This is a genomic window from uncultured Pluralibacter sp., assembly GCF_913775985.1.
GTDB lineage: Bacteria > Pseudomonadota > Gammaproteobacteria > Enterobacterales > Enterobacteriaceae > Pluralibacter.
On record NZ_CAJYMB010000147.1, the window covers coordinates 60823 to 86973 of the forward strand.

Genomic DNA, 26151 nt, shown 5'->3' on the forward strand with positions numbered 1-26151 from the left:
GAATTAATTACTCTTTTTCTGTCCGGCGGGAGCGGTGCTGCTTTTATTTTTGTTCTGCAGCTCATTAGGTACCAGCACGGTGGTTACGCGCTTGCCTTTTTCGCTGTAGGCCTGCATTTTCTGCTGCTTAACCAGATAGGTGATTTTGTCGCCCTTGATGTTGCTGTCGAGCTGTTCCAGATAGGCATTACCCGTCAGAACGACCAGGTCGCTGGCCGTTTCATAATGCATTTTGGACGCGTGACCTTTCACCGGCTTGCCGCTGTCCTGCATCTGATAGAACGTGGCCGGATTACCGAATCCGTCCATTACCTCTTTGCCTTTTTCCCCGTTAGGGCGGGTGACGACCACTTTATCGGCATTAATCTTGATGCTGCCCTGAGTAACGATGACATTGCCGGTAAAGGTTGCCACGTTACCCTGCATATCCAGAGACTGCTGATCGGACTCGATATGGATCGGCTGATCGGTATCGCCGGTCAGGGCCAGCGCCGGCAGGCTAGAGGCCAGCAGCGCGCCGGCAATCACAAGCTTAAGGCTGAGTTTGTTTGTTCTGTATTTCATAAGAGGTTCTCACCTTTTCAATCAGCTTCGCGGTTTTGCTGCGTAAATTGCCGCGCATTTTCAGGCCGCTGGAATTAAATGTTGTACCGTAAAGTGTAACCAGATCGTCAGAACTTACGTCCTGGGTCACCAGGTTTACTTGCGCATTATCCGTTGTGATTTTACGCAGCTGAGAGTCTGGCGTCAGGGCGTTGATCTCAACGTGACCGTAAAGATACAGCATACGGTCATTGGTCAACTTGGCTTTATCCGCCTTCACCGACCACGTCGCTACTTTATTGGCGTCTTTCACGTCAAACGTCGTTAATACCGGCTTCGTAAACCAGGATTCGGCCGGCTCGGAAAAATACTCCACGTGATCGGCGATCAGGTGGTAAGCGAGCGCGCCGTCGGGGTTATAAACAACCGTCGAGGTGTGTTCGCTCTGGTAGGTGGGGTCGTTGCTGTTGGCAACGGGCTTTACCGCGTCGTCTTTATCGACAAAATTGAGGCCGATAAACACCAGCACCAGCAGCGAGAGCAGTATGATAACCCAACGTCTGGTTTTACTCATAGCGATTGCCCTTTGGCGTCGTCCAGCTTGCCCTGTGCCAGCAGCAGCAGATCGCAGACTTCACGTACCGCACCGCGGCCGCCGTTAATGTGCGTGACGTAGCGCGCGCGCGGCGTGAGTAGCGGGTGTGCATCGGCGACCGCAACGCTCAGGCCCACGTCTGCCATCACCGGCCAGTCGATAAGATCGTCGCCAATATAGGCCACCTGCTCCGGCGTCAGAGCCAGCGCGTCCAGCAGTTCACGATAGGCAATAAGCTTGTCTGACTGGCCCTGCCACAAGCGGGTAATGCCCAGCGTTTTGCAGCGATCTTCTACCAGTTTAGCTTTTCGTCCGGTAATCACCGCGACCTCAATACCCGAGGTAAGCGCGCAGCGAATGCCGTAGCCGTCGCGCACATTAAAGGCTTTCAGCTCTTCGCCGTTATTACCCATATAGATAAGGCCGTCCGACATCACGCCGTCCACATCCAGGATCAGCAGGCGAATTTGCTTCGCGCGCGCGATAACATCGGCGCTTACGGGACCATAGCAGGTCGATATCGACTCGCCAGCGTTACTCATTGTTTTATCCTTACTTACACTACGCCTGCGCGCAATAGATCATGCATATGTACCACACCCTGCAGATGGTCGCCATCCGCAACCATCACGCAGGTAATGTTCCGCGACTGCATCAGGTTCAGCGCTTCAACGGCCAGAATGCCCGGGCGAACGCGAACGCCGCCGTAAGTCATCACATCGGCGATGCTCAGATCGCGCACGTCGACGTTCATATCAAATACCCGACGCAGGTCGCCATCGGTGAAAATACCTTCAATAGTCATCTGGTCGTCGCAGATAACGGTCATCCCCAGATTTTTGCGGGTGATCTCCAGTAGGGCGTCGCGCAGGGAGGCCTCTTTGCCAACGCGGGGGATTTCATCCCCGGTGTGCATAATATCGTTAACCCGCAACAGCAGCTTGCGGCCCAGCGCCCCGCCGGGATGTGAGAGCGCGAAATCCTGAGCGGTAAAGCCGCGCGCTTTCAGCAGCGCCACGGCCAGCGCGTCGCCCATCACCAGCGCGGCGGTGGTGCTGGAGGTAGGGGCCAGACCCAGCGGGCAGGCCTCTTTTGGTACGCTAACGCACAGGTGCACATCGGCGGCTTTCGCCATGTTGCTCTCCGGGCGGCTGGTAACGCAGATAAGCGGAACGTGCAGACGTTTTAACACCGGGATCAGCGCCAGGATCTCATTGGACTCACCGGAGTTGGAAAGGGCAATCACGATATCCTGCGCAGACACCATGCCCAGATCCCCGTGCGCGGCTTCGCCGGGATGTACGAAAAAGGAGGGCGTTCCGGTACTGGCAAAGGTAGCGGCCATTTTTCGGCCAATGTGCCCTGATTTGCCCATGCCCATGACCACGACTTTACCGCTGCAGGCGGCAATCTTTTGGCATGCCAGCTTAAAATCCTGATTGATATACTGGCCAAGCTGCGCCAGACCTTCACGTTCAATTTCCAGAACTTCGAGCCCTGCCTGTTGAAAGTCAAAATCCGACTGAACATCTGTGTGTGACATAGCGATCATTTACTCTGCAAAAAAGGGCGTGCCTAACCACAGGAACGCCAGCCAAATGAAAAAGCAGCCGATGAGCAGCGCGCCTGCGCGTTTGCTAATCTGCGTTTTACGGCGCCAGCACAGCAGCGCAAAAATCAGGCTCACCAATACCATGACGCCATAATCGCGGCTGAAAGCCAGCGGATTAAATGCTCCCGGGGCGATCAGCGCCGGTATCCCCAGCACAATGGCGAGGTTAACAATATTGGAGCCGATAATATTGCCAATAGCGATATCGTCTTCGCCCTTGCGCGCGCCGGCAATGGCGGTAGCAAGCTCCGGCAGGCTGGTACCAATAGCCACGACAGTGAGGCCAATGGTGAGCTCGCTCAGCGCAAAGTAATTCGCCAGCACGGTAGTATTATCAATCACCATCCGGGTTGCCATGGGCATAATGATCAGCGCCACCCCGAGCCATAAGCAGGCCACCGGCAGCGAGCCGTCGCGCGGCAATTCGGCAAGCTGGTCTCGCGTCAGGCTGTCAATTCCCTGCTTTTCCGCCAGTCGGGCAATCTTAACCATCAGCAGCAGCCAAATACCGGCCAGCGCAAATAAAAACCCGCCGTCTGCCCTGGAAAGCTCGCCATCATACAACACAAAACCCGTCAGCACGCTGACCAGTAACATTAACGGCAATTCACGTCGCAGGATATCGGAATGCACGCTAAATGCGTGCAGCAGCGCAGAGAGGCCAAAGATAAGCAGGATATTGATTATGTTTGAACCAATGGCGGTACCGATGGCCAAATCAGTTTGCCCGCTCAGCGAGGCGCTGACCGAGACGATAATTTCCGGAAGTGACGTGCCGATGCTGACAATCGTCATGCCGATCAGCAGCGGCGGGATGTTCATGGTGCGGCATAAAATAGAGGCGGAGAAGACAAGACGATCGGCGCTGTAGACCACCAAAAAGAAACCAATAATTAACAGAGCCATTGCTAAAAGCATCTAAAGTCCTTTCTTCAGGTATAATCGTCTTTTGGCTCACGAGTGCTTACGGCGCAGACGAGGCGTCAATTTTGACTTTATGCGCCAGAAAAGTAAAACAAATGCCCACTTTCGCTAATCGCGGTAAGTAAGATTCTGTAAAAATGCTGGGTTCGTGGCAATATTACGCGCCATGTTTATGCTTATACGCTTTCTCCGGGAATGTTTCGATGAGTCAGACACAGGAAGGTTTAGTTGAAGTTCGCGACGTGAATTTCTCGCGCAGCGGACGTCCCATTTTCGATAACATCTCACTATCGGTCCCGCGCGGAAAAATTACGGCCATTATGGGCCCATCCGGTATCGGTAAAACGACGCTGCTGCGCCTTATCGGCGGACAAATCCCCCCTGACAGCGGCCAGATCCTGTTTGATGGTGAAAACGTCCCCGAGATGTCCCGCTCGCGGTTGTATGACGTGCGCAAGCGCATGAGCATGCTGTTTCAGTCCGGCGCGCTGTTTACGGATATGAACGTGTTTGACAACGTAGCTTATCCGCTGCGCGAGCATACGCCGCTGCCGCCTGCGCTGCTGAAAACGACTGTGATGATGAAGCTTGAAGCCGTCGGTTTGCGCGGTGCCGCAAAGCTGATGCCGTCTGAACTCTCCGGCGGTATGGCCCGCCGCGCCGCGCTCGCGCGCGCTATCGCACTTGAGCCTGATTTAATCATGTTCGACGAACCTTTTGTCGGGCAAGATCCCATCACGATGGGCGTATTGGTGAAGCTAATCTCCGAGCTTAACAGCGCACTGGGGGTGACCTGCGTCGTGGTAAGCCACGATGTGCCAGAGGTTCTGAGCATCGCCGATTATGCTTATATCATTGCAGAAAGAAAGATTGTGGCCCACGGTAGCGCCCAGGAGCTGCAAGAGAACAGCGACCCACGCGTGCGCCAGTTCCTCGACGGCATTGCAGACGGCCCCGCGCCGTTCCGCTTTCCTGCCGGCGACTACTATCACGATTTACTCGGAACAGGGAGTTAAGTTGCTCATGCTGTTAAATGCACTGGCATCGCTGGGACGCAGCGGGATTAAGACTCTCGCGACGTTCGGCCGTGCCGGGTTAATGTTATTCAATGCCATTATCGGCAAGCCGGAATTCCGCAAGCATGCGCCGCTGCTTGTACGCCAGCTTTATAACGTTGGTGTACTTTCGCTGGTGATTATTGTGGTGTCCGGTGTGTTTATCGGCATGGTCCTGGGTCTGCAGGGTTATCTGGTGCTCACCACCTATGGCGCGGAAACGAGCCTCGGGATGCTGGTGGCACTTTCGCTGCTGCGCGAGCTGGGGCCCGTCGTCGCGGCGCTGCTGTTTGCCGGCCGCGCGGGCTCTGCACTGACGGCTGAAATCGGTCTGATGCGCGCCACAGAACAGCTCTCCAGCATGGAGATGATGGCAGTCGATCCGCTACGCCGTGTCATTTCTCCGCGCTTCTGGGCCGGCGTTATCTCACTGCCATTGCTGACCACCATCTTTGTCGCCGTTGGTATCTGGGGCGGCTGGCTGGTCGGGGTGACCTGGAAAGGCATTGATGCCGGATTCTTTTGGTCGGCGATGCAAAATGCGGTTGACTGGCGAATGGACCTGGTTAACTGCATTATCAAAAGCGTGGTGTTCGCCATCACCGTTACATGGATTGCGTTGTTTAACGGTTACGATGCGATCCCGACTTCTGCCGGGATCAGCCGCGCAACGACCCGCACCGTGGTGCACGCGTCGCTGGCTGTGCTGGCGCTTGATTTTGTGCTGACTGCACTGATGTTTGGGAATTGAGTTCATGCAAACGAAAAAGAGTGAAATCTGGGTAGGGATATTTTTACTGTTGGCGTTTTTAGCGGCGCTGTTTGTCTGCCTGAAAGCGGCAAACGTCACCTCGCTGAGGGCAGAGCCAACCTATCAGGTGTATGCCACCTTCGATAACATTGGCGGCCTGAAGATCAATTCTCCGGTGCGCATCGGCGGCGTTGTTGTTGGACGCGTGGCCGATATCAATCTCGATCAGAAAACCTATCTGCCGCGCGTTACGCTGGATCTTGAGAAGCAGTACAACCAGATCCCGGATACCAGCTCGCTGGCGATTCGTACCTCCGGTCTGCTCGGCGAACAGTATCTGGCGCTGAATGTCGGTTTTGACGATCCTGACATGGGAACGTCTATGCTTAAGGAAGGCAGTACGATTCAGGACACGAAATCCGCAATGGTGCTTGAAGATCTGATTGGCCAGTTCCTTTACAGCAATAAAGGTGGTGACAATAAGAATTCCGGCGATGTGTCCGCTTCTGCGGAAGGGCACACTGATACCGCGGCACCTGCGGAACCCGCACACTAATTTAAGGAGAGTCACTCGATGTTTAAACGTCTATTGATGGTCGCTATGCTGGTTATTGCCCCTCTGGCGGCAGCAACCGCCGCTGACCAGTCTAACCCGTATACCCTAATGAACCAGGCAGCGAAGAAGACCTTTGATCGCCTGAAAAATGAGCAGCCAAAAATTCGCTCTAATCCTGACTATCTGCGTCAGATTGTCGATCAGGAGCTGCTGCCGTACGTACAGGTAAAATACGCCGGTGCCCTGGTGCTCGGTCGCTACTATCGTGAAGCTACGCCGGCCCAGCGTGACGCTTACTTTGCCGCGTTTCGTGAATACCTGAAGCAGGCTTACGGTCAGGCGCTGGCAATGTATCACGGCCAGACTTATCAGATTGCTCCGGAAAAACCGCTGGGCGATGCGACCATTGTGCCGATCCGCGTCACTATCGTTGATACCAACGGTCGTCCGCCGGTGCGCCTGGACTTCCAGTGGCGTAAAAACAGCCAGACCGGTAACTGGCAGGCATTTGACATGATCGCCGAAGGCATCAGCATGATCACCACCAAGCAAAACGAGTGGAGCGATCTGCTGCGTACCAAAGGGATTGATGGCCTGACCGCGCAGCTGCAGTCTATTTCTAAACAGCCGATTACGCTGGATCAGAAAAAATAATGACGGGCTCGCTGAACTGGATCCGCGACGGCAAAAGACTGTCGCTGAACGGGGAGCTGGATCAGGACTTCCTGGTCCCGCTCTGGGACGCGCGTGAAGAAGCAACGCGCGGCATCGAAACCATCGATCTTAGCGCCATCACGCGCGTTGATACCGCTGGAGTTGCGCTGCTGGTGCATCTGGTAGCATTAATTCGCGCTCAGGGTGGCCCGGTCAGTATCGAAGGCAAGAGCGAAAAAATGAAGACGCTGGTTCAGCTCTACAACCTGCCTGAAAACGCAATTCCTTAGTACATTTAGTGCATTAATCCCAAAAGCCTCGATGTTTTGTGCGTCGGGGCTTTTTGCTTGTTTAAGACCGCGCCACTTTCCACTAAGATGTTGGGCTGTTTTCACACTCAGATAAAATGACGCCCATGGAAAATCATGAAATTCAGACCGTGCTGGTCAATGCACTTTCCCTCGAGGAAGCCCACGTCTCCGGCGACGGCAGCCACTTTCAGGTTATTGCTGTGGGTGCGCTTTTTGACGGCATGAGCCGGGTCAAAAAGCAGCAAACAGTTTATGCCCCGCTGATGGAATACATCGCCGATAACCGTATCCATGCTCTGTCGATCAAGGCCTACACTCCGCAGGAGTGGGCGCGGGATCGCAAGCTAAATGGTTTTTGAGCAGCGAGCTTTTCGCTGCGTTGATAAATTTTGAAGAGATTTTATTGAATGGATAAATTCCGCGTACAGGGGCCGACTCGTCTCCAGGGCGAAGTCAGCATCTCCGGTGCCAAGAATGCGGCGCTGCCTATCCTCTTCGCCGCGCTGCTGGCCGAAGAGCCGGTTGAAATCCAGAACGTCCCGAAGCTGAAAGACATTGATACCACCATGAAGCTGCTCACCCAGCTGGGTACCAAAGTTGAACGCAACGGCTCCGTATGGATTGACGCCAGCAACGTTAACATCTTCTGCGCGCCTTACGATCTGGTGAAAACCATGCGTGCTTCCATCTGGGCCCTGGGGCCGCTGGTGGCGCGCTTTGGTCAGGGGCAGGTTTCGCTGCCCGGCGGCTGCGCCATTGGTGCGCGTCCGGTAGATCTGCATATCAGCGGCCTCGAGCAGCTGGGCGCTGAGATCAAGCTGGAAGAGGGCTACGTGAAAGCTTCCGTAGACGGCCGCCTGAAGGGCGCGCACATTGTGATGGATAAAGTCAGCGTAGGCGCGACTGTTACCATTATGAGCGCCGCAACCCTGGCGGAAGGCACCACGATTATTGAAAACGCCGCCCGCGAGCCGGAAATCGTCGATACTGCTAACTTCCTGAACGCGCTGGGCGCGAAAATCAGCGGTCAGGGTACCGACAGCATCAAGATTGAAGGCGTAGAGCGTCTGGGCGGCGGGGTTTATCGTGTGCTGCCGGACCGTATTGAAACCGGCACTTTCCTGGTGGCTGCCGCCATTTCCGGCGGCAAAATTGTGTGCCGCCACGCCCGTCCGGACTCTCTGGATGCGGTACTGGCGAAGCTGCGGGAAGCGGGCGCGGATATTGAAACGGGTGAGGACTGGATTAGCCTCGATATGCACGGCAAGCGTCCAAAAGCCGTCAACGTGCGCACCGCGCCGCATCCGGGCTTTCCAACAGACATGCAGGCGCAGTTCACCCTGCTGAATATGGTGGCGGAAGGTACCGGAGTTATCACCGAAACCATCTTCGAAAACCGCTTCATGCACCTGCCGGAACTTATTCGCATGGGCGCGCGGGCGGAAATCGAGAGCAATACGGCTATCTGCCACGGCGTAGAAACACTGTCGGGTGCCCAGGTTATGGCAACCGATCTGCGAGCGTCTGCAAGCCTTGTGCTGGCAGGCTGCATCGCGCATGGAACCACGATCGTCGATCGTATTTATCATATCGATCGCGGCTATGAGCGTATCGAGGATAAGCTGCGCGCCCTCGGCGCCACCATCGAGCGTATCTGACGCCCGATTCTCCAGCCAGTAACGCAATCTATGCACCCCCTGCCGCCCGCGGCACGGGGTGTTTTTTTATCGCATCATTTTTTTACTGCACGCCTGATGCGCTGCCGCTTGTCGATAAATTCGTGGGTAATGGGGTCATGATAGCGGGAAGGCCAGATAATCCAGGGGTCGGTGTCGAGCGCGGTGGCAATGATTTTTTCCCCTTTTGGCCACGAACGTATCAGAGCATTGGCCAGCGTTGAGGAGCTGAGGCCGTTCTTTCTGGACTCTGCGGCCAGCGAGGTTCCCTTTTTTCTCAGCCCGGCAATGATGTCTGCCGGATGCCAGTCGATAAGCTTATCCATACTTTTTCTCCATTCCATAATTAACCACACGTTTTTTGTACGTTCCTTGGTGGTGTCGATTTAATCATTTATATTCATATAAGTTCAAGTAAGGGAGATAAAATCAGACAAAAATTGAGCACTGCTCAGGAAGATACGAAAGGGAGGAAGGCAGAAGCTCCCGCACGCCAGCGCGGGAGGATAGAGGGATCAGCGGTCGCGCTGGACGGCAATGTGGGCAAGACCGATAAGCGCTTCTTTCCACGGAGAATCGGGAAGCGAGTGCAGGGCGGCAATGGCTTTATCCGCCTCTTCTTCCGCACGATGCCGGGTCCACTCCAGCGATCCGCAGCTCGCCATTGCTGATAGTACGGGTTCCAGTAAATGCCGACCATTGCCGTTAATAATGGCTTCGCGGATCATGGCTGACTGTTCTGGCGTACCGTGATGCATGGCGTGGAGCAAAGGCAGTGTTGGCTTACCTTCGTTAAGATCGTCACCGACGTTTTTGCCCAGCGTTTCACCATCGGCGCTGTAATCAAGCAGATCGTCAATCAGCTGGAAAGCAGTGCCCAGATAGCGTCCGTAATCCTGAAGACCCTTTTCCTGTTCGTCGGTACAGCCGGCGAGCAGGCCGGAGCACTGAGAGGCGGCTTCAAACAGGCGCGCGGTCTTGCTGTAGATGACGCGCATGTAGTTTTCTTCAGTGATATTCGGGTCGTTAACGTTCATTAGCTGAAGCACTTCGCCTTCAGCAATGACGTTCACGGCTTCCGACATGACTTCGAGGATCTTTAACGATCCCAGACGAGTCATCATCTGAAAAGCGCGAGTGTAAATAAAGTCGCCAACCAGCACGCTTGCCGCATTTCCAAAGGCGGCGTTGGCGGTGGCTTTGCCGCGGCGCATATCAGATTCGTCTACGACATCATCGTGGAGAAGCGTCGCTGTGTGGATAAATTCGATCAGGGCTGCAATGGATACATGGGCATTGCCTTCATAGCCGACAGCACGCGCGGCCAAAATGGCGATCATCGGACGGATACGCTTACCGCCTCCGCTGACGATATAAAAACCCAGCTGGTTTATCAGCTGGACGTCAGAATCAAGTTGCTCAAGGATTGCCGCATTGACACCCGCCATATCTTGCGCGGTTAACTCATTGATTTTTTCTAAATTCATCGCAAATGCCGGGCTTAATGTCCAATTTACCGCTTATCCAAACGGGATAACGAAGGGGCCGAAATACAATTGTAGCTCTGATTGTACTGAAAAAACGACGCAGATAAACGTTGCCGAGCGGGTTGTGGTTTTTTTCTGCATGGATTGACGATCGCACTTGTCAAAGGCTTTCCTTTTGCGTAATATTCGCGCCCTATTGTGAATATTTATAGCGCACTCTGAATCACACGAGGATGTGCGCGGAAGCGGAGTTTTATATGTACGCGGTTTTCCAAAGTGGTGGTAAACAACACCGAGTAAGCGAAGGTCAGACCGTTCGCCTGGAAAAGCTGGACATCGCAACTGGCGAAACTGTTGAATTCGCTGAAGTTCTGATGATCGCAAACGGTGAAGAAGTCAAAATCGGCGTTCCTTTCGTTGATGGCGGCGTAATCAAAGCTGAAGTTGTTGCTCACGGTCGTGGCGAGAAAGTTAAAATCGTTAAGTTTCGTCGTCGTAAACACTATCGTAAGCAGCAGGGCCATCGTCAGTGGTTTACTGATGTGAAAATTACTGGCATCAGCGCCTAAGACCTGAGGAGTAGATTAAATGGCACATAAAAAGGCTGGCGGCTCAACTCGAAATGGTCGCGATTCAGAAGCAAAACGTCTGGGCGTAAAACGTTTCGGCGGTGAAAGCGTTCTGGCAGGTAGCATCATCGTTCGTCAGCGTGGCACCAAATTCCACGCCGGTACTAACGTTGGTTGTGGCCGTGACCACACTCTGTTTGCTAAAGCAGACGGTAAAGTGAAATTCGAAGTTAAAGGCCCGAACAACCGCAAATACATCAGCATCGTTGCTGAGTAAGTTTTTCGGTCCGGTAACGGATGAAAGCCCCGCAACGTGTTGCGGGGCTTTTTACATTAGAAGTCCGGTAAATTTTTAACAGGAAAACGGGCATGAAGCAGCAGGCGGGCATTGGTATTGTTCTGGCGCTGACCACCGCGATGTGCTGGGGCTCTCTGCCCATCGCCATGAAGCAGGTGCTTGAGGTCATGGAACCGCCTACAGTGGTGTTCTGGCGCTTCCTGATGGCCAGTATCGGGCTTGGCCTTATTCTCGCCATCAAGGGCAGGCTGCCTTCTTTGCAGCTGTTCCGCAAGCCGCGCTGGCTGGTGCTGCTGGCAATTGCTACCGGCGGCCTGTTTGGTAACTTCATCCTGTTTAGCTCTTCCCTGCAGTATCTGAGCCCCACGGCATCGCAGGTGATTGGCCAGCTGTCGCCCATCGGCATGATGATAGCCAGCGTAGTTATTCTCAAAGAGAAGATGCGCGGCACGCAGATTGTCGGTGCAACAATGCTGCTCTGCGGGCTGATTATGTTCTTTAACACCAGCCTGGTAGAGATCTTTACCCGCCTGACCGACTATACCTGGGGCGTTATTTTCGGTGTCGGTGCGGCGACGGTGTGGGTGAGCTACGGCGTCGCGCAAAAGGTGTTATTGCGCCGCCTGGCTTCACAGCAAATTCTGTTTTTGCTGTACACTTTATGTACGATAGCGCTGCTGCCGCTGGCAAAGCCGGGTGTCATCACTCAGCTGAGCAGCTGGCAGCTGGCCTGTCTGATTTTTTGCGGGTTAAACACCCTTGTCGGTTACGGCGCGCTGGCGGAAGCGATGGCGCGCTGGCAGGCGGCACAAGTCAGCGCGTTGGTTACGCTAACACCGCTGTTTACGCTGTTATTTTCAGATTTATTATCAGTGGCCTGGCCCGATTTCTTCGCCAGACCGATGTTAAACCTTATCGGTTATCTCGGTGCGTTTGTCGTGGTTGCGGGCGCGATGTATTCCGCCATTGGCCATCGTCTATGGGGACGGTGGCGTAAGCGTGAAGCGGTTGTATCGTTACCCCGCTCAGGCGAATGATTTACGGAGAGTAAAATGAAGTTTGTTGATGAAGCAACGATTCTCGTTGTGGCTGGGGATGGCGGCAATGGCTGCGTCAGCTTCCGTCGTGAAAAATATATTCCCAGAGGCGGCCCGGACGGTGGTGACGGCGGTGACGGCGGTGACGTCTGGCTTGAAGCCGATGAGAACCTCAATACCCTGATCGACTACCGTTTTGAGAAGTCATTTCGCGCCGAGCGCGGTCAGAACGGCCAGAGCCGCGACTGCACCGGCAAGCGTGGTAAAGACGTGACGGTGAGAGTTCCGGTAGGAACGCGCGTTATCGATCAGGGCACCGGTGAAACCATGGGTGACATGACCAAACATGGTCAGCGTCTGATGGTCGCCAAGGGCGGCTGGCACGGCCTGGGTAACACCCGCTTTAAATCGTCCGTTAACCGTACCCCGCGCCAGAAAACAATGGGTACGCCGGGTGACAAGCGCGATCTGCAGCTTGAACTGATGCTGCTGGCCGACGTAGGGATGCTGGGGATGCCGAATGCTGGTAAATCCACCTTTATCCGCGCGGTCTCTGCGGCGAAGCCGAAAGTAGCGGATTATCCGTTCACCACGCTGGTACCAAGCCTCGGCGTGGTGCGCATGGACAACGAGAAGAGCTTTGTGGTAGCCGACATCCCGGGTCTTATTGAAGGCGCTGCCGAGGGTGCTGGCCTGGGTATCCGTTTCCTCAAGCATCTTGAGCGCTGCCGCGTGCTGCTGCACCTGATCGACCTTGAGCCTGTCGACGGTTCCGATCCGGCAGAAAATGCCAGAATCATCATCGGCGAGCTGGAGAAATACAGCGAGAAGCTGGCTTCCAAGCCGCGTTGGCTGGTGTTCAACAAGATAGACCTGATGGATAAAGCTGATGCCGAAGCGAAAGCGAAAAGCATCGCCGAAGCGCTGGGCTGGGATGATAAGTTCTATCTGATTTCCGCCGCCAGCCAGCAGGGCGTGAAGGATCTTTGCTGGGACGTGATGACCTTTATCATCGAAAACCCGATCGTTCAGGCCGAAGAAGAGAAGCAGCCTGAAAAAGTTGAGTTTATGTGGGATGACTATCATCGCCAGCAGCTCGACGAGATGGAAGCGGAAGAAGATGAAGAGTGGGACGATGACTGGGATGAAGACGACGAAGAAGGCGTCGAATTCATCTACAAGCATTAAGCTTGCCCGCACACTGAAAGGCTCCCAAGGGAGCCTTTTTCATATCAGTTGTTCTGGTAAATGTCTTTGTAGAGTCGGCTTTCGAAACGCACCAGCGGAATGCGGCGGTTGCGCTGGTCGGCGGGCTCTACCGCATAACCTGAAAGATACTGAACAAAGGCCATGCGCTGGCCGCTGGCGGTGGTGATAAAGCCTGCCAGGTTATACACGCCCTGCAACGAGCCAGTCTTGGCCGAGACTTTTCCGTCCACGCCTGCCTGATGCAGGCCAGCGCGATACTGAAGCGATCCGTCATAGCCCGCCAGAGGCAGCATGCTGATAAAATTGAGCTCGCTATCGTGCTGGGCAATGTACTGCAGGACCTGCATCATTGTCGCCGGAGCGATCAGGTTGTGGCGGGACAGGCCCGAACCGTCGGCGATAATCGTATTTCCTAAATCAACACTGGCTTGCTGGCGCAGGATCTGGCGCACGGCGTCCGAGCCCGCACGCCAGGTGCCCGGCACTCCGAAGCGGGCGTGGCCGATAGTTCTGAATACGGTATCGGCAATCATGTTGTCCGACTTTTTCAGCATAATTCTAAGCAGATCGTGCAGCGGCGCCGACTGGGTGCTGGCGAGCACGGTTCCCGGGTCTTTAGGCAGCGTCTGGCGCAGCAGGGTGCCGGTATAGGTGATGCCCGCTTCATGGAGTTCTGCTTTTAAAATCGCGCCGGCGTAGCCCGCACCGTCCTGAATAGCAAAGGCTAACGGCAGCGGTTCGGCGCGCTGGGGCAGGCAGCCCGTCAGGGTATAGCGATTTAAATCGCCGGGCACTACGTCCAGCTCGCAATACTGCGCTTCGCCGGAGCCGCGCGCCAGAGTACGCACCTGGCTAAACATGGTCACCGGATAGTAGGACGCCACCCGAATGAATGCCAGGTCGCCCGGTTCCCGACCGCTGTAGAGGGAGACGGAGAAGCAGTTGCGATCGACTATTGCCGCCGCCGGCGGGGCGCTGAAGCACTGGGTCAAATCATTCCACGGCCAGCCAGGCGCCTTGTCATGGCTGGCAAATACCGAGGTGTCAATCAGGACGTTACCCTCAATTTTTTGCACGCCGGATTTCTTCAGCGCTGTCACCATGTTGCGAATATCCTGGCGCTTTAGCGTAGGATCGCCGCTAAAGCGCGCGGTAAGGTCGCCTTTTATTACGCCGCCGACTACGCTACCCTTACTCTCCAGTGTCGTGGTAAAACGGAAGTCGGGCCCCAGCTGCAGCAGGGCTGCAAGCGCGGTAATAACTTTTTGAGTGCTCGCCGGCAGCGCCATCTGCTGCCCGTGATAATCGATACTGGCAGTTTGCGCCCCAATCTTTTGCACCATTAAAGCAAGATTGGCCCCGGCAGGAAGCTGGTTGATATACTGGTCAACATCGGCTGCATGGACGCTTAAAGCCAAACTGCTGGTCAATCCGATGATAAATCTGGAGAATCGCATAATCTCGCGCTAACAACCTGGAAACAGGCCGTCATACTACGGCGCAACGCCCTGTAAAGTAAACGATGACCCGTGGTGAACTTCAGGGTAAAATGTGTATCAAACAGAGAAATTACCGCTGGCCTGGAATTTTATTCCGGGTCAGTTTTCTTTTTGCTTTTCTCCTGGCTCAGGCCCGGCCAGCAGGAGAGAGGACGCGGTACGGCGGCTCGCCGTACCCAAAGGAATGATGAAGAGGTAGAACATATGCAAGCTATCCCAATGACCTTACGCGGTGCTGAAAAATTACGCGAAGAGCTGGATTTTCTGAAGTCGGTACGCCGCCCGGAAATCATTGCCGCCATTGCTGACGCGCGCGAGCACGGTGACCTGAAAGAGAACGCCGAATATCACGCAGCCCGCGAGCAGCAAGGTTTCTGCGAAGGTCGTATCAAAGATATTGAGGCCAAGTTATCAAATGCGCAGGTGATTGACGTCACTAAAATGCCGAATAACGGGCGCGTTATTTTTGGTGCTACCGTGCAGGTGCTGAATCTGGACAGCGACGAAGAGCAAGTTTATCGCATTGTCGGCGACGACGAGGCCGATTTTAAGCAGAATCTGATCTCTGTAAACTCACCGATTGCCCGCGGCCTGATTGGTAAAGAGCAGGATGATGTGGTTAACATCCGTACGCCCGGCGGTGAAGTGGAGTACGAAATTCTGAAGGTAGAATATCTGTAACTCCCGCAGTTAGCGGTAAATGTAAAGATAGGAAAAAGGCCGCGATGCGGCCTTTTATCAACGTTAAGAGCGTGGCATTTTGCTCACCTGCACACGCAAACCCCTCGTTTTACACATTAAATGTGTTCAATTCAGGTTACTCTTAACGTGGCAGCGAGATTTTACGCTCTGCTGTTGGGCGATAAAGAACCAGCGTTTTACCGATAACCTGGACCTTACAGGCGCCGGTTTCGCGCACGATAGCTTCCACGATCAGGTTTTTGGTATCGCGATCTTCCGAGGCGATTTTCACCTTGATAAGCTCGTGGTGCACTAACGCTTGTTCAATCTCGGCCAGTACCCCTTCGGTCAAACCATTGTTGCCAAGCATAACTACCGGCTTGAGCGGATGTGCCAGACCTTTCAGGTGCTGTTTTTGTTTAGTACTCAGATTCATCGTATATTTTTGCTTACGTTGGGATTGAAAACGGCTCATTCTACCGCCATCTCCCAAATATCGCCAAATTAGTGCGTTAAAATTTACGCAGCTGACGATGATGAACCACCCGAACGGGAATGTTAAATGACAGGTAAAAAGCGTTCTGCCAGCTCCAGCCGCTGGCTGCAGGAACACTTTAGCGATAAATATGTGCAACAGGCGCAGAAAAAAGGGTTACGTTCCCGCGCCTGGTTTAAACTTGATGAAATACAGCAAAGTGACAAACTTTTTAAGCCGGGAATGACTATCGTAGATCTTGGTGCTGCACCCGGCGGGTGGTCACAGTATGCTGTAACACAGATTGGTAATAGCGGCCGCATCATCGCTTGCGATCTTCTACCGATGGATCCGATTGTTGGTGTGGACTTTCTTCAGGGCGATTTTCGTGATGAATTAGTCCTCAAAGCGCTACTTGAGAGAGTTGGCGACAGTAAAGTCCAGGTTGTCATGTCCGATATGGCACCGAACATGTGCGGAACACCCGCGGTGGATATCCCCCGCGCCATGTATCTGGTGGAACTCGCCCTTGAGATGTGTCGGGATGTACTGGCACCGGGCGGCAGTTTTTTAGTGAAGGTGTTTCAGGGCGAAGGTTTCGAGGAATACCTTAAGGAAATTCGCTCCCTGTTTACGAAAGTTAAGGTTCGTAAGCCGGACTCTTCCCGCGCTCGTTCGCGAGAAGTGTACATTGTAGCGACCGGGCGAAAACCATAAACACCGGAATCTGAACTGCGGCTTATGCCGGCGCGGTTTTGAAATTCGGTCGATATAGAGTAACCTGACGCTGTTATTAACACAGTTGTAATAAGAGGTTAATCCCTTGAGTGACATGGCGAAAAACCTAATTCTCTGGCTAGTCATCGCGGTTGTCCTGATGTCCGTGTTCCAGAGCTTTGGGCCCAGCGAGTCAAATGGCCATAAGGTGGATTACTCTACCTTCCTGCAAGAGGTCAATCAGGACCAGGTTCGCGAAGCGCGTATCAATGGACGTGAGATCAACGTTACCAAGAAAGACAGTAACCGTTACACGACCTACATTCCGGTAAACGATCCCAAACTGCTTGATAATCTGCTGACCAAAAACGTAAAAGTGGTTGGTGAACCACCGGAAGAGCCGAGCCTGCTGGCTTCTATCTTCATCTCCTGGTTCCCGATGCTGCTGCTAATTGGCGTGTGGATCTTCTTCATGCGGCAGATGCAGGGCGGCGGCGGTAAAGGCGCAATGTCGTTTGGCAAAAGCAAAGCGAGAATGCTGACTGAAGATCAGATTAAAACGACCTTTGCCGACGTGGCAGGCTGCGATGAGGCAAAAGAAGAAGTTGCCGAACTCGTTGAGTACCTGCGCGAGCCGAGCCGCTTCCAAAAGCTGGGCGGTAAAATTCCTAAAGGCGTGCTGATGGTTGGCCCTCCGGGGACCGGTAAAACGCTGCTGGCGAAAGCTATCGCTGGCGAAGCGAAAGTGCCTTTCTTCACCATCTCAGGCTCAGACTTCGTTGAAATGTTCGTTGGTGTAGGTGCGTCTCGCGTGCGCGATATGTTCGAGCAGGCTAAGAAAGCCGCACCGTGCATCATCTTCATCGATGAAATCGATGCCGTTGGTCGCCAGCGTGGCGCAGGTCTCGGCGGCGGTCACGATGAGCGTGAACAGACGCTGAACCAGATGCTGGTTGAAATGGACGGCTTTGAAGGCAACGAAGGCATTATCGTCATCGCTGCAACCAACCGCCCTGACGTACTTGATCCCGCGCTGCTGCGTCCGGGCCGCTTTGACCGTCAGGTCGTGGTTGGTCTGCCTGACGTTCGCGGTCGTGAACAGATCCTGAAAGTCCACATGCGCCGCGTCCCGCTGGCACCGGATATTGATGCTGCCATTATTGCACGCGGTACGCCGGGCTTCTCCGGTGCCGACCTGGCAAACCTGGTCAACGAAGCTGCTCTGTTTGCTGCCCGTGGCAACAAGCGCGTGGTATCGATGGTCGAGTTTGAAAAAGCGAAAGACAAAATCATGATGGGCGCTGAACGCCGCTCCATGGTGATGACTGAAGCGCAGAAAGAGTCCACCGCGTATCACGAAGCGGGTCACGCAATAATTGGTCGTCTGGTACCGGAGCACGACCCGGTACATAAAGTCACCATCATCCCGCGCGGTCGCGCGCTGGGCGTGACCTTCTTCCTGCCGGAAGGCGATGCGATCAGCGCCAGCCGCCAGAAGCTGGAGAGCCAGATCTCAACGCTATACGGCGGCCGCCTGGCGGAAGAGATTATTTACGGTGTAGAACATGTTTCTACCGGTGCGTCTAACGATATCAAAGTGGCCACCAACCTGGCCCGCAACATGGTGACCCAGTGGGGCTTCTCTGAAAAACTTGGTCCTCTGCTGTATGCAGAAGAAGAGGGAGAAGTATTCCTTGGTCGCTCAGTGGCGAAGGCGAAGCACATGTCTGACGAAACGGCACGCATTATTGACCAGGAAGTAAAATCCCTGATCGAGCGTAACTACGGTCGCGCCCGCCAGATTCTGAACGACAATATGGACATCCTTCACGCGATGAAAGACGCGCTGATGAAGTATGAAACCATTGATGCTCCGCAGATTGACGACCTGATGGCCCGCCGCGACGTACGTCCGCCGGCTGGCTGGGAAGAGCCGCCGGCGCCGAACAACTCGGATAACAACGGTACGCCGCGTGCGCCGCGTCCGGTTGACGAGCCGCGTACGCCGAATCCTGGTAATACCATGTAAGCGTCGTTAAATATCGCTATAATCGAAACCCCGGAGCCTGCTCCGGGGTTTTTCTTTTCTGATGAAGCAGGGATCACGCATGAAACTCTTCGCCCAGGGCACCTCGCTCGATCTGTCTCATCCGCACGTGATGGGGATCCTGAACGTTACGCCTGACTCATTCTCTGATGGCGGCGCGCATAATCAGCTGGTTGATGCCCTTAAGCATGCCAACCTGATGATTAACGCTGGCGCGACGATCGTTGACGTAGGCGGTGAATCAACCCGGCCCGGAGCGGCAGAGGTTAGTGTTGAAGAAGAGCTGGCGCGCGTCATCCCGGTGGTTGAAGCCATTAGCCGGCGCTTTGAAGTCTGGATTTCAGTAGATACGTCAAAGCCCGAAGTTATCCGCGAGGCGGCCCGGGCAGGGGCGCATATTATCAATGATATCCGCTCCCTCACGGAAGCGGGGGCGCGTGAGGCTGCGGCAGAAACCGGTTTGCCGGTTTGCCTGATGCATATGCAGGGTCAGCCAAAAACCATGCAGGAAGCGCCCAAATATGACGATGTCTTTGCTGAGGTGAATCGCTTTTTTAGCGAGCATGTTGCCCTGTGTGAACGGGCCGGTATCGCAAAAGAAAAATTGTTGCTCGACCCGGGGTTCGGTTTCGGTAAGAATCTCAGGCACAATTATGCCTTGCTCGCGAAACTCTCGGCGTTTCATCATTTCGGTTTACCGCTGCTGGTAGGCATGTCGCGTAAGTCGATGGTGGGCCAGCTTCTGAATGTCGGGCCTTCTGAACGTCTCAGCGGCAGCCTGGCCTGCGCCGCGATCGCAGCAATGCAGGGGGCGCATATCCTTCGCGTCCATGATGTTAAAGAAACGGTAGAAGCGATGCGTGTGGTGGAAGCTACGCTGTCGGCAAGGGAAAATACATACTATGAGTAACCGCAAATATTTTGGTACCGACGGCATCCGCGGCCGCGTTGGCGATGCGCCCGTCACTCCTGACTTTGTCCTTCGTCTCGGCTTTGCCGCAGGCAAAGTGCTGGCCCGCCACGGTTCACGCAAAGTGATTATTGGCAAAGACACGCGAATCTCCGGTTATATGCTGGAGTCCGCTCTTGAGGCGGGACTCGCCGCCGCCGGTCTTTCAGCTTCTTTTACGGGCCCAATGCCAACCCCGGCGGTGGCTTATCTCACCCGCACTTTCCGGGCCGAAGCGGGGATTGTTATCTCCGCTTCCCACAACCCTTATTACGATAACGGCATCAAATTTTTCACTATCGACGGCACCAAGCTTCCGGATGACGTCGAAGAGGCTATCGAAGCCGAGCTGGAGAAAGAACTAACCTGCGTTGAGTCTGCCGAGCTGGGCAAAGCCAGCCGCATCGTGGATGCCGCAGGCCGCTATATCGAATTCTGTAAAGCTACTTTTCCTAACGAGCTCAGCCTCAACGAACTGAAAGTTGTCGTGGATTGCGCCAACGGCGCTACCTACCACATCGCGCCAAATGTGTTCCGCGAGCTGGGTGCTCAGGTCATTGCAATAGGCTGCGAGCCTAACGGTCTCAATATTAATAAAGAGGTTGGTGCAACGGACGTGCGGGCGCTGCAGGCGCGCGTGCTGGCCGAGAAAGCCCACCTCGGCATTGCTTTCGACGGCGACGGCGATCGGGTGATCATGGTCGATCACGAAGGCAATAAAGTGGATGGCGACCAGATCCTCTATATTATCGCGCGGGAAGGCCTGCGCCAGGGCCAGCTGCGCGGAGGCGCGGTCGGGACGCTGATGAGCAATATGGGCCTTGAAGTTGCCCTTAAGCAGCTCGGTATTCCTTTTACCCGGGCGAAAGTGGGCGATCGCTACGTGATGGAAAAAATGAAGGAGAAAGGCTGGCGTATTGGGGCTGAGAACTCGGGCCACGTGATCCTTCTGGATAAAACCACTACCGGTGACGGCATTGTCGCTGCTCTGCAGGTGGTTGCCGCAATGGCGCGTAATCACATGACCCTGCAAGAGTTGTGCAGCGGCATGAAGATGTTTCCGCAGGTGCTGGTCAACGTCCGCTATAAAGACAGCGCCGTAAACCCGCTGGAAAATGAAACGGTGAAAGCAATCGCTGCCGAGGTCGAAGCGGCGCTGGGCAACCGCGGACGCGTACTGCTGCGCAAGTCTGGCACCGAACCGCTGATCCGCGTGATGGTTGAAGGGGAAGAGGAAGCGCAGGTTATTGCATTCGCTAATCGTATTGCCGATGCGGTAAAAGCGGTCTAAGTATTACTAACTGCATAAAAAGGCGGCGTTTAATCCACATAAACTGCATAAATTGCTGCCTTTTGCTGTTTTTTTCTGCAGTTGATACAATGCGCTGAAATTGCCCTTGCGAACCTCATTCGCTTTGGTTAGTATTCACACCCGCTTCAGTGGGAAAGTTAATAAACGTCCTGCTTTATTGGTTGAAGCAATTGGTATGCGGGAACCCCGCAAGGAACAGGTTGATTATGTACGAAGCTCTTTTAGTCGTTTTCCTTCTTGTTGCGATTGGCCTCGTTGGGCTTATTATGCTGCAGCAGGGTAAAGGCGCAGATATGGGAGCCTCCTTCGGAGCTGGCGCTTCAGGCACGCTGTTCGGTTCAAGTGGCTCAGGCAACTTTATGACCCGAATGACCGGTATTCTGGCCGCGCTGTTCTTCATCATCAGTCTGGTTCTTGGCAATATCAATGCTAACAAGACCCATAAAGGAAGCGAGTGGGATAATCTGAGTGCACCGAAAACGGAGCAAACTCAGCCAGCAGCACCGGCACAGCCGAGCAGCGATATCCCGCAGTAAGCAGTATCCAGTACCGAGGTGGTGGAATTGGTAGACACGCTACCTTGAGGTGGTAGTGCCCTAACGGGCTTGTGGGTTCGAGTCCCATCCTCGGTACCAAATTCCAGAAGAAAGACGTCGCAAGACGTCTTTTTTTGTTTTTGTCGCTCTTAGTTTTGTATTTTTATCTTTCCGAGCTTTTGCTTACCTTCTCCCGCATTCTATCCCTTTCCTGACGATACTGCCGTTTTCTAAGTCCCGTACCCGTTTTTTAAATATTCGGCCAGAATAATTTCCCATAACGACTTTATGGATAGTCAATGTGTGTGAATGTTGAGTGGCCTTACTAAAGTTAAGCCAGATTATTAATAATTCTTATTATGCAAAGAGTTACTGATGAGTTTATTTAAGCTCTTCTTAAATTCATGATATCTATGATTGCACTAAGCTTATTTGAATAAATTATATCTTATTGTTATATATTTATGGTGTTATTGAATTGTGATTTTTATCACGATATATTTTTATAAATAATGGGATTTTATATTTTCATAACGCCGCTGGGATCTCTTTATGGATTTCGGCTTTTTTATGATGTCAGAGAGTCCGGGTGACATCTCAGGTAGCAGCAGGGAACGCGGAACGTATTTCCTTATCTATACTCCTCGTAATCGCTCCCTGGTGCTGCAATACATCACGTGAATGTAATGACTATATCCTGAATAATTCGAGTTGCCTGCCGGTAGCGAGTGAATCCCCCTCAAGCTTACTGAAGTAAGCAACCGGAGTTGGGCCAGCTCACCGGCAGCCTCAGGTATGACAGGTATAACAGCAAATTTCACAAATAATCTGAGCAGAGCTCTCAGCCTGGTTATGTATTCCCTACCCGAACCGAAACCTGCCCGGAGGATTATCCGGGATTTAAACTCTATTAAAAGTAAGAGATATAAGGATATATAAATGCGCAAACATAAAATGAAAGCCATTGCCGGCATCATTAAACATACGTTGCTTGTGAGTACTGCCTACATTTCAGCAGGCATCCCTCTGTCCCATGCAGAAGAGATTGAGGTACGTGATGGACAGATCGTTAATCTGGAGAATGCCACCTATGATAAACTGTTCGCAATAAAAGATGGCAGCCGCCTTATTGGTAACAATATCAATATTATAACTCCCTCCACTGAACGAGAAAATGGTGTTTGGGTCCGAGATGGGGCCTATGTTGAGCTCACTGACAGTTATATTAAAACTGAGGGTCGAAGTGTTAATGGTATTGAAAGCTTTGGTTTTACGACGATGCCTTTCTCTGTACTTAATAATGTCAATATTGAAACCAGTGGAGAAACAGCCTTTGGTGCGCTTGCTACGGACAACTCATCAATAACACTTTATGGCGGCAGCGTAAAAACTGCGGGTGTCTATAGTGCGGGTATTTTATCCTCCGGGATTGATGCACTAATAGAAGCGAATGATGTTCTTATTGAAACCCAGGGCGATGATGCAGCGGGCGCAAAGGTTGTAGATAACGGAACTATGACCATCCACGGCGGCACTATACAGACTCAGGGCGTCAGAAGCCGCGGCATAGAAGTCAGCGACTCTGGTTCTGCCCTCTCCAGTACAGACGTTAATATCATTACTCATGGAAATGATGCCTACGGAGTCTTAGCCGAAAGCGAGGGGAGCGTTTCTGTTACCGGTGGTGCTATTAAAACCACCGGGAAAAAAGGGCACGGTATTGCTACTCAGAATGCAAATACTGCTGTTCAGGCCCGCAACGTTACAATTGAAACCTCGGGGGACGGCGCTCTTGGTATCAACGTGACAAAAGACAGCCAAGTTGATGCACAAGGTGGTTCTATCACTACCGGAGGGATTGAGAGTCACGGATTAGCCGCCGATAGCGTAAATTCTCGTCTTAGTGCGGGAAATATCAATATCACGACCTCCGGCGCAAATGCCTACGGTGTGTTATCCCAGAATGCCGCGCAGGTGGCTCTTCAGGGTGGGAAGATAAATACCACGGGGGCAGGAGGCGTTGGCGTTGCTATCAGATATAAAGATTCCTCAGCTCAAACCAGGGATGTAAATATTGAAACTGCCGGCGACAATGCCTATGGCATAGCGGCAATCGAGGGTGCTAAGGCTAATGTCAGCGGTGGGAACATTAAAACTCACGGAAAGGAAGGCTATGGCATCGCGACACAAGATTCGGGATCTACCATAACCGCCCGCCAAGTCAGCATTGAAACCGCTGGACTCATGGCGCGCGGTGTCACCGCCAGTAATGCCGAACTCACTCTGCAGGATAGTAATATCACAACTGCCGGAGAACAGGCCTATGCTGCCGCCGTCTTTGACGGCGGGCGCGTTGCCCTTGGCGACGTGAAAATAAATACCACCGGCAGGGAAGGATTTGGTCTGGGAGTGACAAATGCAGGCTCTTCCCTGACGGCAGAGAATACAAACATAGAGACGAACGGCGAGTTTGCTACTGGCGCCATTGCCAGCGAGAAAAGCAGCCTGAATTTGACCAACAGTAGTATTAAAGCATCAGGCGATACTGCCTATGGGGTTGCCGTGTCGGGGGGCAGTACATTGAAGGCGGCACAGACAACGATTCAGACGCAGGGTAAGGGTGGTCATGCGCTATTGGTATTCCGCAATGGCTCTGCCGATGCCAATACAATCCATATCACCGGCGGCTCCCTCAACTCGGCGTCAGGCGATACCCTCAATGCCGAAGGCGCCCTGCTGGATATCAGCCTTGATGGCGTAACAGATCAGCATGCAGGGAGCGGCGTGCTGATTCGAGCCATAAACGACGCTACCGGCAATATCGGCAACGTCAATTTTAGCGCGAAAGACTCCACCCTTACCGGCGATGTCATTGCCGAGGGCAATAATACGGTTGCCCTCTCTCTGGATAACACCCGCTATACCGGCGCCATCAATAACGGGACCTCGCTGGCGCTCGCTAATGCCGGCACGTGGAATATCACCGGGGATTCCAGCGTATCTCAGTCAGTGAATAATAGCGGCACTATCGTATTCTCGCCCCCCGCTGACGGGCACTCTAAAACACTGACGGTAGGTAACTACACCGGCAACGGCGGGACGATTGCATTCAATTCGGCGCTGGCAGGGGATGATTCTGCTTCCGACAGGCTGGTTATTACCGGCGATTCTGCGGGCTCAACCAGCGTTCGCGTGAATAATCTGGGCGGCAAGGGGGCGCAAACTATTGAAGGGATTGCGCTCATCTCCGTTGGTGGTGCATCAGATGGCGTCTTTACCAAGTCCGGCCGTATTGCTGCTGGCGCCTATGATTACGATCTGCAAAAGAAAAATAATAACTGGTACTTAACCAGCAACTACGTTGAACCTGAAAAACCTGTCGATCCGGTTGTTCCTGTCGATCCCATTAAGCCACAAGATCCGGTTAATCCTCCCGCCACTGTACCGCCAGCAGATTCCGAAAAGCCGGCGGATCCTGTGTCGCCGGTTAATCCTGATGCGCCGCCTGAATCAGCCACGCCGACAAATCCTGAGAAGCCAGCTGAGCCAGTCACGCCAGCAGCACCTGAAAAACCTGCCGATCCGGCTAAACCCGCGCAGCCTGGCGCCGGCGGCAGCGGAAGTGCAGGCCCGGCAAAACATATCTACCGCCCTGAAACCGGAAGCTATGCGGCTAACCTGATGGCGGCAAATACGATGTTTAATCTCTCGCTTCACGATCGGCTCGGAGAGACGCAGTATACTGACGTGCTAACTGGCGAACAGAAAGTGACCAGTCTGTGGCTGCGCAACGAAGGCGGGCATCAGAGAAGCAAAATGGCCGACGGGCAAAATAAAACCCAGGCTAATCGTTACGTAATGCAGCTCGGCGGTGACTTAGTTCAGTGGACGACCAGCGGGCGCGATCGTTATCACCTTGGGCTGATGGCCGGCTATGCCAACCAGAAGAGCCATACGCACTCGACGGTGACCGGCTATCGTTCACGCGGGCAAATTGACGGTTATTCAACAGGGCTGTACGGAACCTGGTATGCCAATGAAGCCGATAAGTCAGGGCTGTACGTGGACAGCTGGCTGCAGTACAGCTGGTTTAAAAACAAAGTCAATGGCGATGCCCTGCCGGCTGAAAAATACAAGTCTCGTGGCTTCACCGCGTCGCTGGAGAGCGGATACAGCTTCCTGTTGGGAGAAACCCGTACCGCAGCGGATATGATCAACTCCTGGTGGGTTCAGCCCCAGGCTCAAATGATTTGGATGGGTGTTAAAGACAAAAAACATACGGAAGACAACGGCACGCGGGTAAGCGGCAAGGGCCAGAATAATATTCAAACCCGGCTGGGCGTTAAAGCCTATATGCAGGGGCATAGCGCTCTGGACGAAGGCAAAGGCAGAACTTTCCAGCCATTTATTGCCACCAGCTGGATCCATAACACGAAGAAATTCGGTGTCACGATGGATGGCGTCACCGCAAGGATGGAAGGTACGCGCAATATTGCTGAAATCAAGACTGGCGTTGAGGGACAGCTCTCCAGCAGCATTAATTTATGGGGAAGCGTAGCTCAGCAGATTGGTGATGAGAAATACAGCGATACGCAGGCAGCGGTAGGTTTTAAATATCTGTTCTGACTTAGAAATAAACAGCGCGGGCCGTTAGGGCC

General features: G+C 53.6%; 27 protein-coding genes and 1 tRNA gene. 19 read left to right on the forward strand and 9 right to left on the reverse strand.

The window, feature by feature from the left end:
* Positions 1–3: 3 nt before the first annotated feature.
* Genes lptA through QZ766_RS17755 form a run of 5 tightly spaced genes read right to left on the reverse strand, consistent with a single transcriptional unit; the run spans position 4 to position 3668 of the window.
* Positions 4–564 carry a lipopolysaccharide ABC transporter substrate-binding protein LptA gene (gene lptA / locus QZ766_RS17735; RefSeq protein WP_297204668.1) on the reverse strand — a complete coding sequence of 187 codons (561 nt, stop codon included), beginning with the start codon at positions 562–564 and terminating at the stop codon, positions 4–6.
* Positions 533–1117, reverse strand: a complete 585-nt coding sequence (lptC, locus tag QZ766_RS17740; RefSeq protein ID WP_297204671.1) for an LPS export ABC transporter periplasmic protein LptC — start codon at positions 1115–1117, stop codon at positions 533–535. Before lptC ends, lptA begins: the two co-directional genes overlap by 32 nt.
* Positions 1114–1680: a 3-deoxy-manno-octulosonate-8-phosphatase KdsC gene (gene kdsC, locus QZ766_RS17745; RefSeq protein WP_297204673.1), complete on the reverse strand. Its 567-nt coding sequence runs from the start codon at positions 1678–1680 to the stop codon at positions 1114–1116. Before kdsC ends, lptC begins: the two co-directional genes overlap by 4 nt.
* Positions 1681–1694: 14 nt before the next feature.
* Complete coding sequence (kdsD, locus tag QZ766_RS17750; RefSeq protein WP_297204675.1) at positions 1695–2681, reverse strand: arabinose-5-phosphate isomerase KdsD; 987 nt, start codon at positions 2679–2681, stop codon at positions 1695–1697.
* 9 nt (positions 2682–2690) lie between these two features.
* Positions 2691–3668, reverse strand: a complete 978-nt coding sequence (locus QZ766_RS17755; protein WP_297204677.1) for a calcium/sodium antiporter — start codon at positions 3666–3668, stop codon at positions 2691–2693.
* Between the two features lie 209 nt (positions 3669–3877).
* Between QZ766_RS17755 and mlaF the strand changes: the two genes are divergently transcribed.
* From mlaF to murA, 7 genes are all read left to right on the forward strand, one after another.
* Positions 3878–4690 (forward strand): phospholipid ABC transporter ATP-binding protein MlaF, encoded by an 813-nt coding sequence (gene mlaF, locus QZ766_RS17760; RefSeq protein ID WP_297204680.1) that lies wholly within the window; start codon positions 3878–3880, stop codon positions 4688–4690.
* A 7-nt stretch (positions 4691–4697) separates the two neighbouring features.
* Entirely contained in the window at positions 4698–5480 is a 783-nt protein-coding gene (mlaE, locus tag QZ766_RS17765; protein ID WP_297204682.1) for a lipid asymmetry maintenance ABC transporter permease subunit MlaE, read from the forward strand.
* A 4-nt stretch (positions 5481–5484) separates the two neighbouring features.
* On the forward strand, positions 5485–6036 hold the full coding sequence (gene mlaD / locus QZ766_RS17770) for an outer membrane lipid asymmetry maintenance protein MlaD (protein ID WP_297204684.1): 552 nt from the start codon (positions 5485–5487) through the stop codon (positions 6034–6036).
* An 18-nt stretch (positions 6037–6054) separates the two neighbouring features.
* Positions 6055–6690 carry a phospholipid-binding protein MlaC gene (mlaC, locus tag QZ766_RS17775; RefSeq protein ID WP_297204686.1) on the forward strand — a complete coding sequence of 212 codons (636 nt, stop codon included), beginning with the start codon at positions 6055–6057 and terminating at the stop codon, positions 6688–6690.
* The gene (gene mlaB / locus QZ766_RS17780) at positions 6690–6980 is read left to right on the forward strand and encodes a lipid asymmetry maintenance protein MlaB (RefSeq protein ID WP_297204688.1); all 291 of its coding nucleotides are present in this window, start codon (positions 6690–6692) and stop codon (positions 6978–6980) included. Before mlaC ends, mlaB begins: the two co-directional genes overlap by 1 nt.
* Positions 6981–7105: 125 nt before the next feature.
* Positions 7106–7360, forward strand: coding sequence for a BolA family iron metabolism protein IbaG (ibaG, locus tag QZ766_RS17785; protein WP_297204691.1), 255 nt, complete (start codon positions 7106–7108; stop codon positions 7358–7360).
* 48 nt (positions 7361–7408) lie between these two features.
* Positions 7409–8659 carry a UDP-N-acetylglucosamine 1-carboxyvinyltransferase gene (murA, locus tag QZ766_RS17790; protein ID WP_297204693.1) on the forward strand — a complete coding sequence of 417 codons (1251 nt, stop codon included), beginning with the start codon at positions 7409–7411 and terminating at the stop codon, positions 8657–8659.
* Positions 8660–8733: 74 nt separating this feature from the next.
* Here murA and sfsB read toward each other — a convergent pair whose 3' ends face one another.
* On the reverse strand, positions 8734–9003 hold the full coding sequence (sfsB, locus tag QZ766_RS17795; RefSeq protein WP_297204696.1) for a DNA-binding transcriptional regulator SfsB: 270 nt from the start codon (positions 9001–9003) through the stop codon (positions 8734–8736).
* 189 nt (positions 9004–9192) lie between these two features.
* On the reverse strand, positions 9193–10164 hold the full coding sequence (ispB, locus tag QZ766_RS17800) for an octaprenyl diphosphate synthase (protein ID WP_297204698.1): 972 nt from the start codon (positions 10162–10164) through the stop codon (positions 9193–9195).
* A gap of 257 nt (positions 10165–10421) precedes the next feature.
* Between ispB and rplU the strand changes: the two genes are divergently transcribed.
* From rplU to cgtA, 4 genes are all read left to right on the forward strand, one after another.
* A complete protein-coding gene (gene rplU, locus QZ766_RS17805) occupies positions 10422–10733 on the forward strand; it encodes a 50S ribosomal protein L21 (protein WP_000271401.1) in 312 nt (103 codons plus the stop codon).
* 19 nt (positions 10734–10752) lie between these two features.
* Positions 10753–11010 (forward strand): 50S ribosomal protein L27, encoded by a 258-nt coding sequence (gene rpmA / locus QZ766_RS17810; protein ID WP_003861831.1) that lies wholly within the window; start codon positions 10753–10755, stop codon positions 11008–11010.
* 92 nt (positions 11011–11102) lie between these two features.
* On the forward strand, positions 11103–12068 hold the full coding sequence (locus tag QZ766_RS17815) for a DMT family transporter (protein WP_297205385.1): 966 nt from the start codon (positions 11103–11105) through the stop codon (positions 12066–12068).
* Between the two features lie 15 nt (positions 12069–12083).
* Positions 12084–13256: an Obg family GTPase CgtA gene (cgtA, locus tag QZ766_RS17820; protein WP_297205388.1), complete on the forward strand. Its 1173-nt coding sequence runs from the start codon at positions 12084–12086 to the stop codon at positions 13254–13256.
* Between the two features lie 44 nt (positions 13257–13300).
* On the opposite strand, the gene dacB is transcribed toward cgtA, so the two are convergent.
* Positions 13301–14734, reverse strand: coding sequence for a serine-type D-Ala-D-Ala carboxypeptidase (dacB, locus tag QZ766_RS17825; protein WP_297205391.1), 1434 nt, complete (start codon positions 14732–14734; stop codon positions 13301–13303).
* Positions 14735–14980: 246 nt separating this feature from the next.
* Here dacB and greA point away from each other — a divergent pair, with 246 nt between their 5' ends.
* Complete coding sequence (greA, locus tag QZ766_RS17830; RefSeq protein ID WP_297205394.1) at positions 14981–15457, forward strand: transcription elongation factor GreA; 477 nt, start codon at positions 14981–14983, stop codon at positions 15455–15457.
* A gap of 142 nt (positions 15458–15599) precedes the next feature.
* On the opposite strand, the gene yhbY is transcribed toward greA, so the two are convergent.
* Positions 15600–15893: a ribosome assembly RNA-binding protein YhbY gene (gene yhbY / locus QZ766_RS17835; protein ID WP_297206467.1), complete on the reverse strand. Its 294-nt coding sequence runs from the start codon at positions 15891–15893 to the stop codon at positions 15600–15602.
* Between the two features lie 126 nt (positions 15894–16019).
* Between yhbY and rlmE the strand changes: the two genes are divergently transcribed.
* From rlmE to QZ766_RS17870, 7 genes are all read left to right on the forward strand, one after another.
* Entirely contained in the window at positions 16020–16649 is a 630-nt protein-coding gene (rlmE, locus tag QZ766_RS17840; RefSeq protein WP_043080875.1) for a 23S rRNA (uridine(2552)-2'-O)-methyltransferase RlmE, read from the forward strand.
* A gap of 115 nt (positions 16650–16764) precedes the next feature.
* On the forward strand, positions 16765–18678 hold the full coding sequence (ftsH, locus tag QZ766_RS17845) for an ATP-dependent zinc metalloprotease FtsH (protein WP_297205398.1): 1914 nt from the start codon (positions 16765–16767) through the stop codon (positions 18676–18678).
* A gap of 79 nt (positions 18679–18757) precedes the next feature.
* Positions 18758–19606 carry a dihydropteroate synthase gene (gene folP, locus QZ766_RS17850; RefSeq protein ID WP_297205401.1) on the forward strand — a complete coding sequence of 283 codons (849 nt, stop codon included), beginning with the start codon at positions 18758–18760 and terminating at the stop codon, positions 19604–19606.
* Complete coding sequence (gene glmM / locus QZ766_RS17855) at positions 19599–20936, forward strand: phosphoglucosamine mutase (protein ID WP_297205404.1); 1338 nt, start codon at positions 19599–19601, stop codon at positions 20934–20936. Before folP ends, glmM begins: the two co-directional genes overlap by 8 nt.
* Positions 20937–21163: 227 nt before the next feature.
* Positions 21164–21493: a preprotein translocase subunit SecG gene (gene secG, locus QZ766_RS17860; protein WP_297205407.1), complete on the forward strand. Its 330-nt coding sequence runs from the start codon at positions 21164–21166 to the stop codon at positions 21491–21493.
* Positions 21494–21505: 12 nt separating this feature from the next.
* Positions 21506–21592 (forward strand) — tRNA-Leu (locus QZ766_RS17865).
* Positions 21593–22432: 840 nt separating this feature from the next.
* Positions 22433–26119: an autotransporter outer membrane beta-barrel domain-containing protein gene (locus QZ766_RS17870; RefSeq protein ID WP_297205409.1), complete on the forward strand. Its 3687-nt coding sequence runs from the start codon at positions 22433–22435 to the stop codon at positions 26117–26119.
* Positions 26120–26151: the final 32 nt, after the last annotated feature.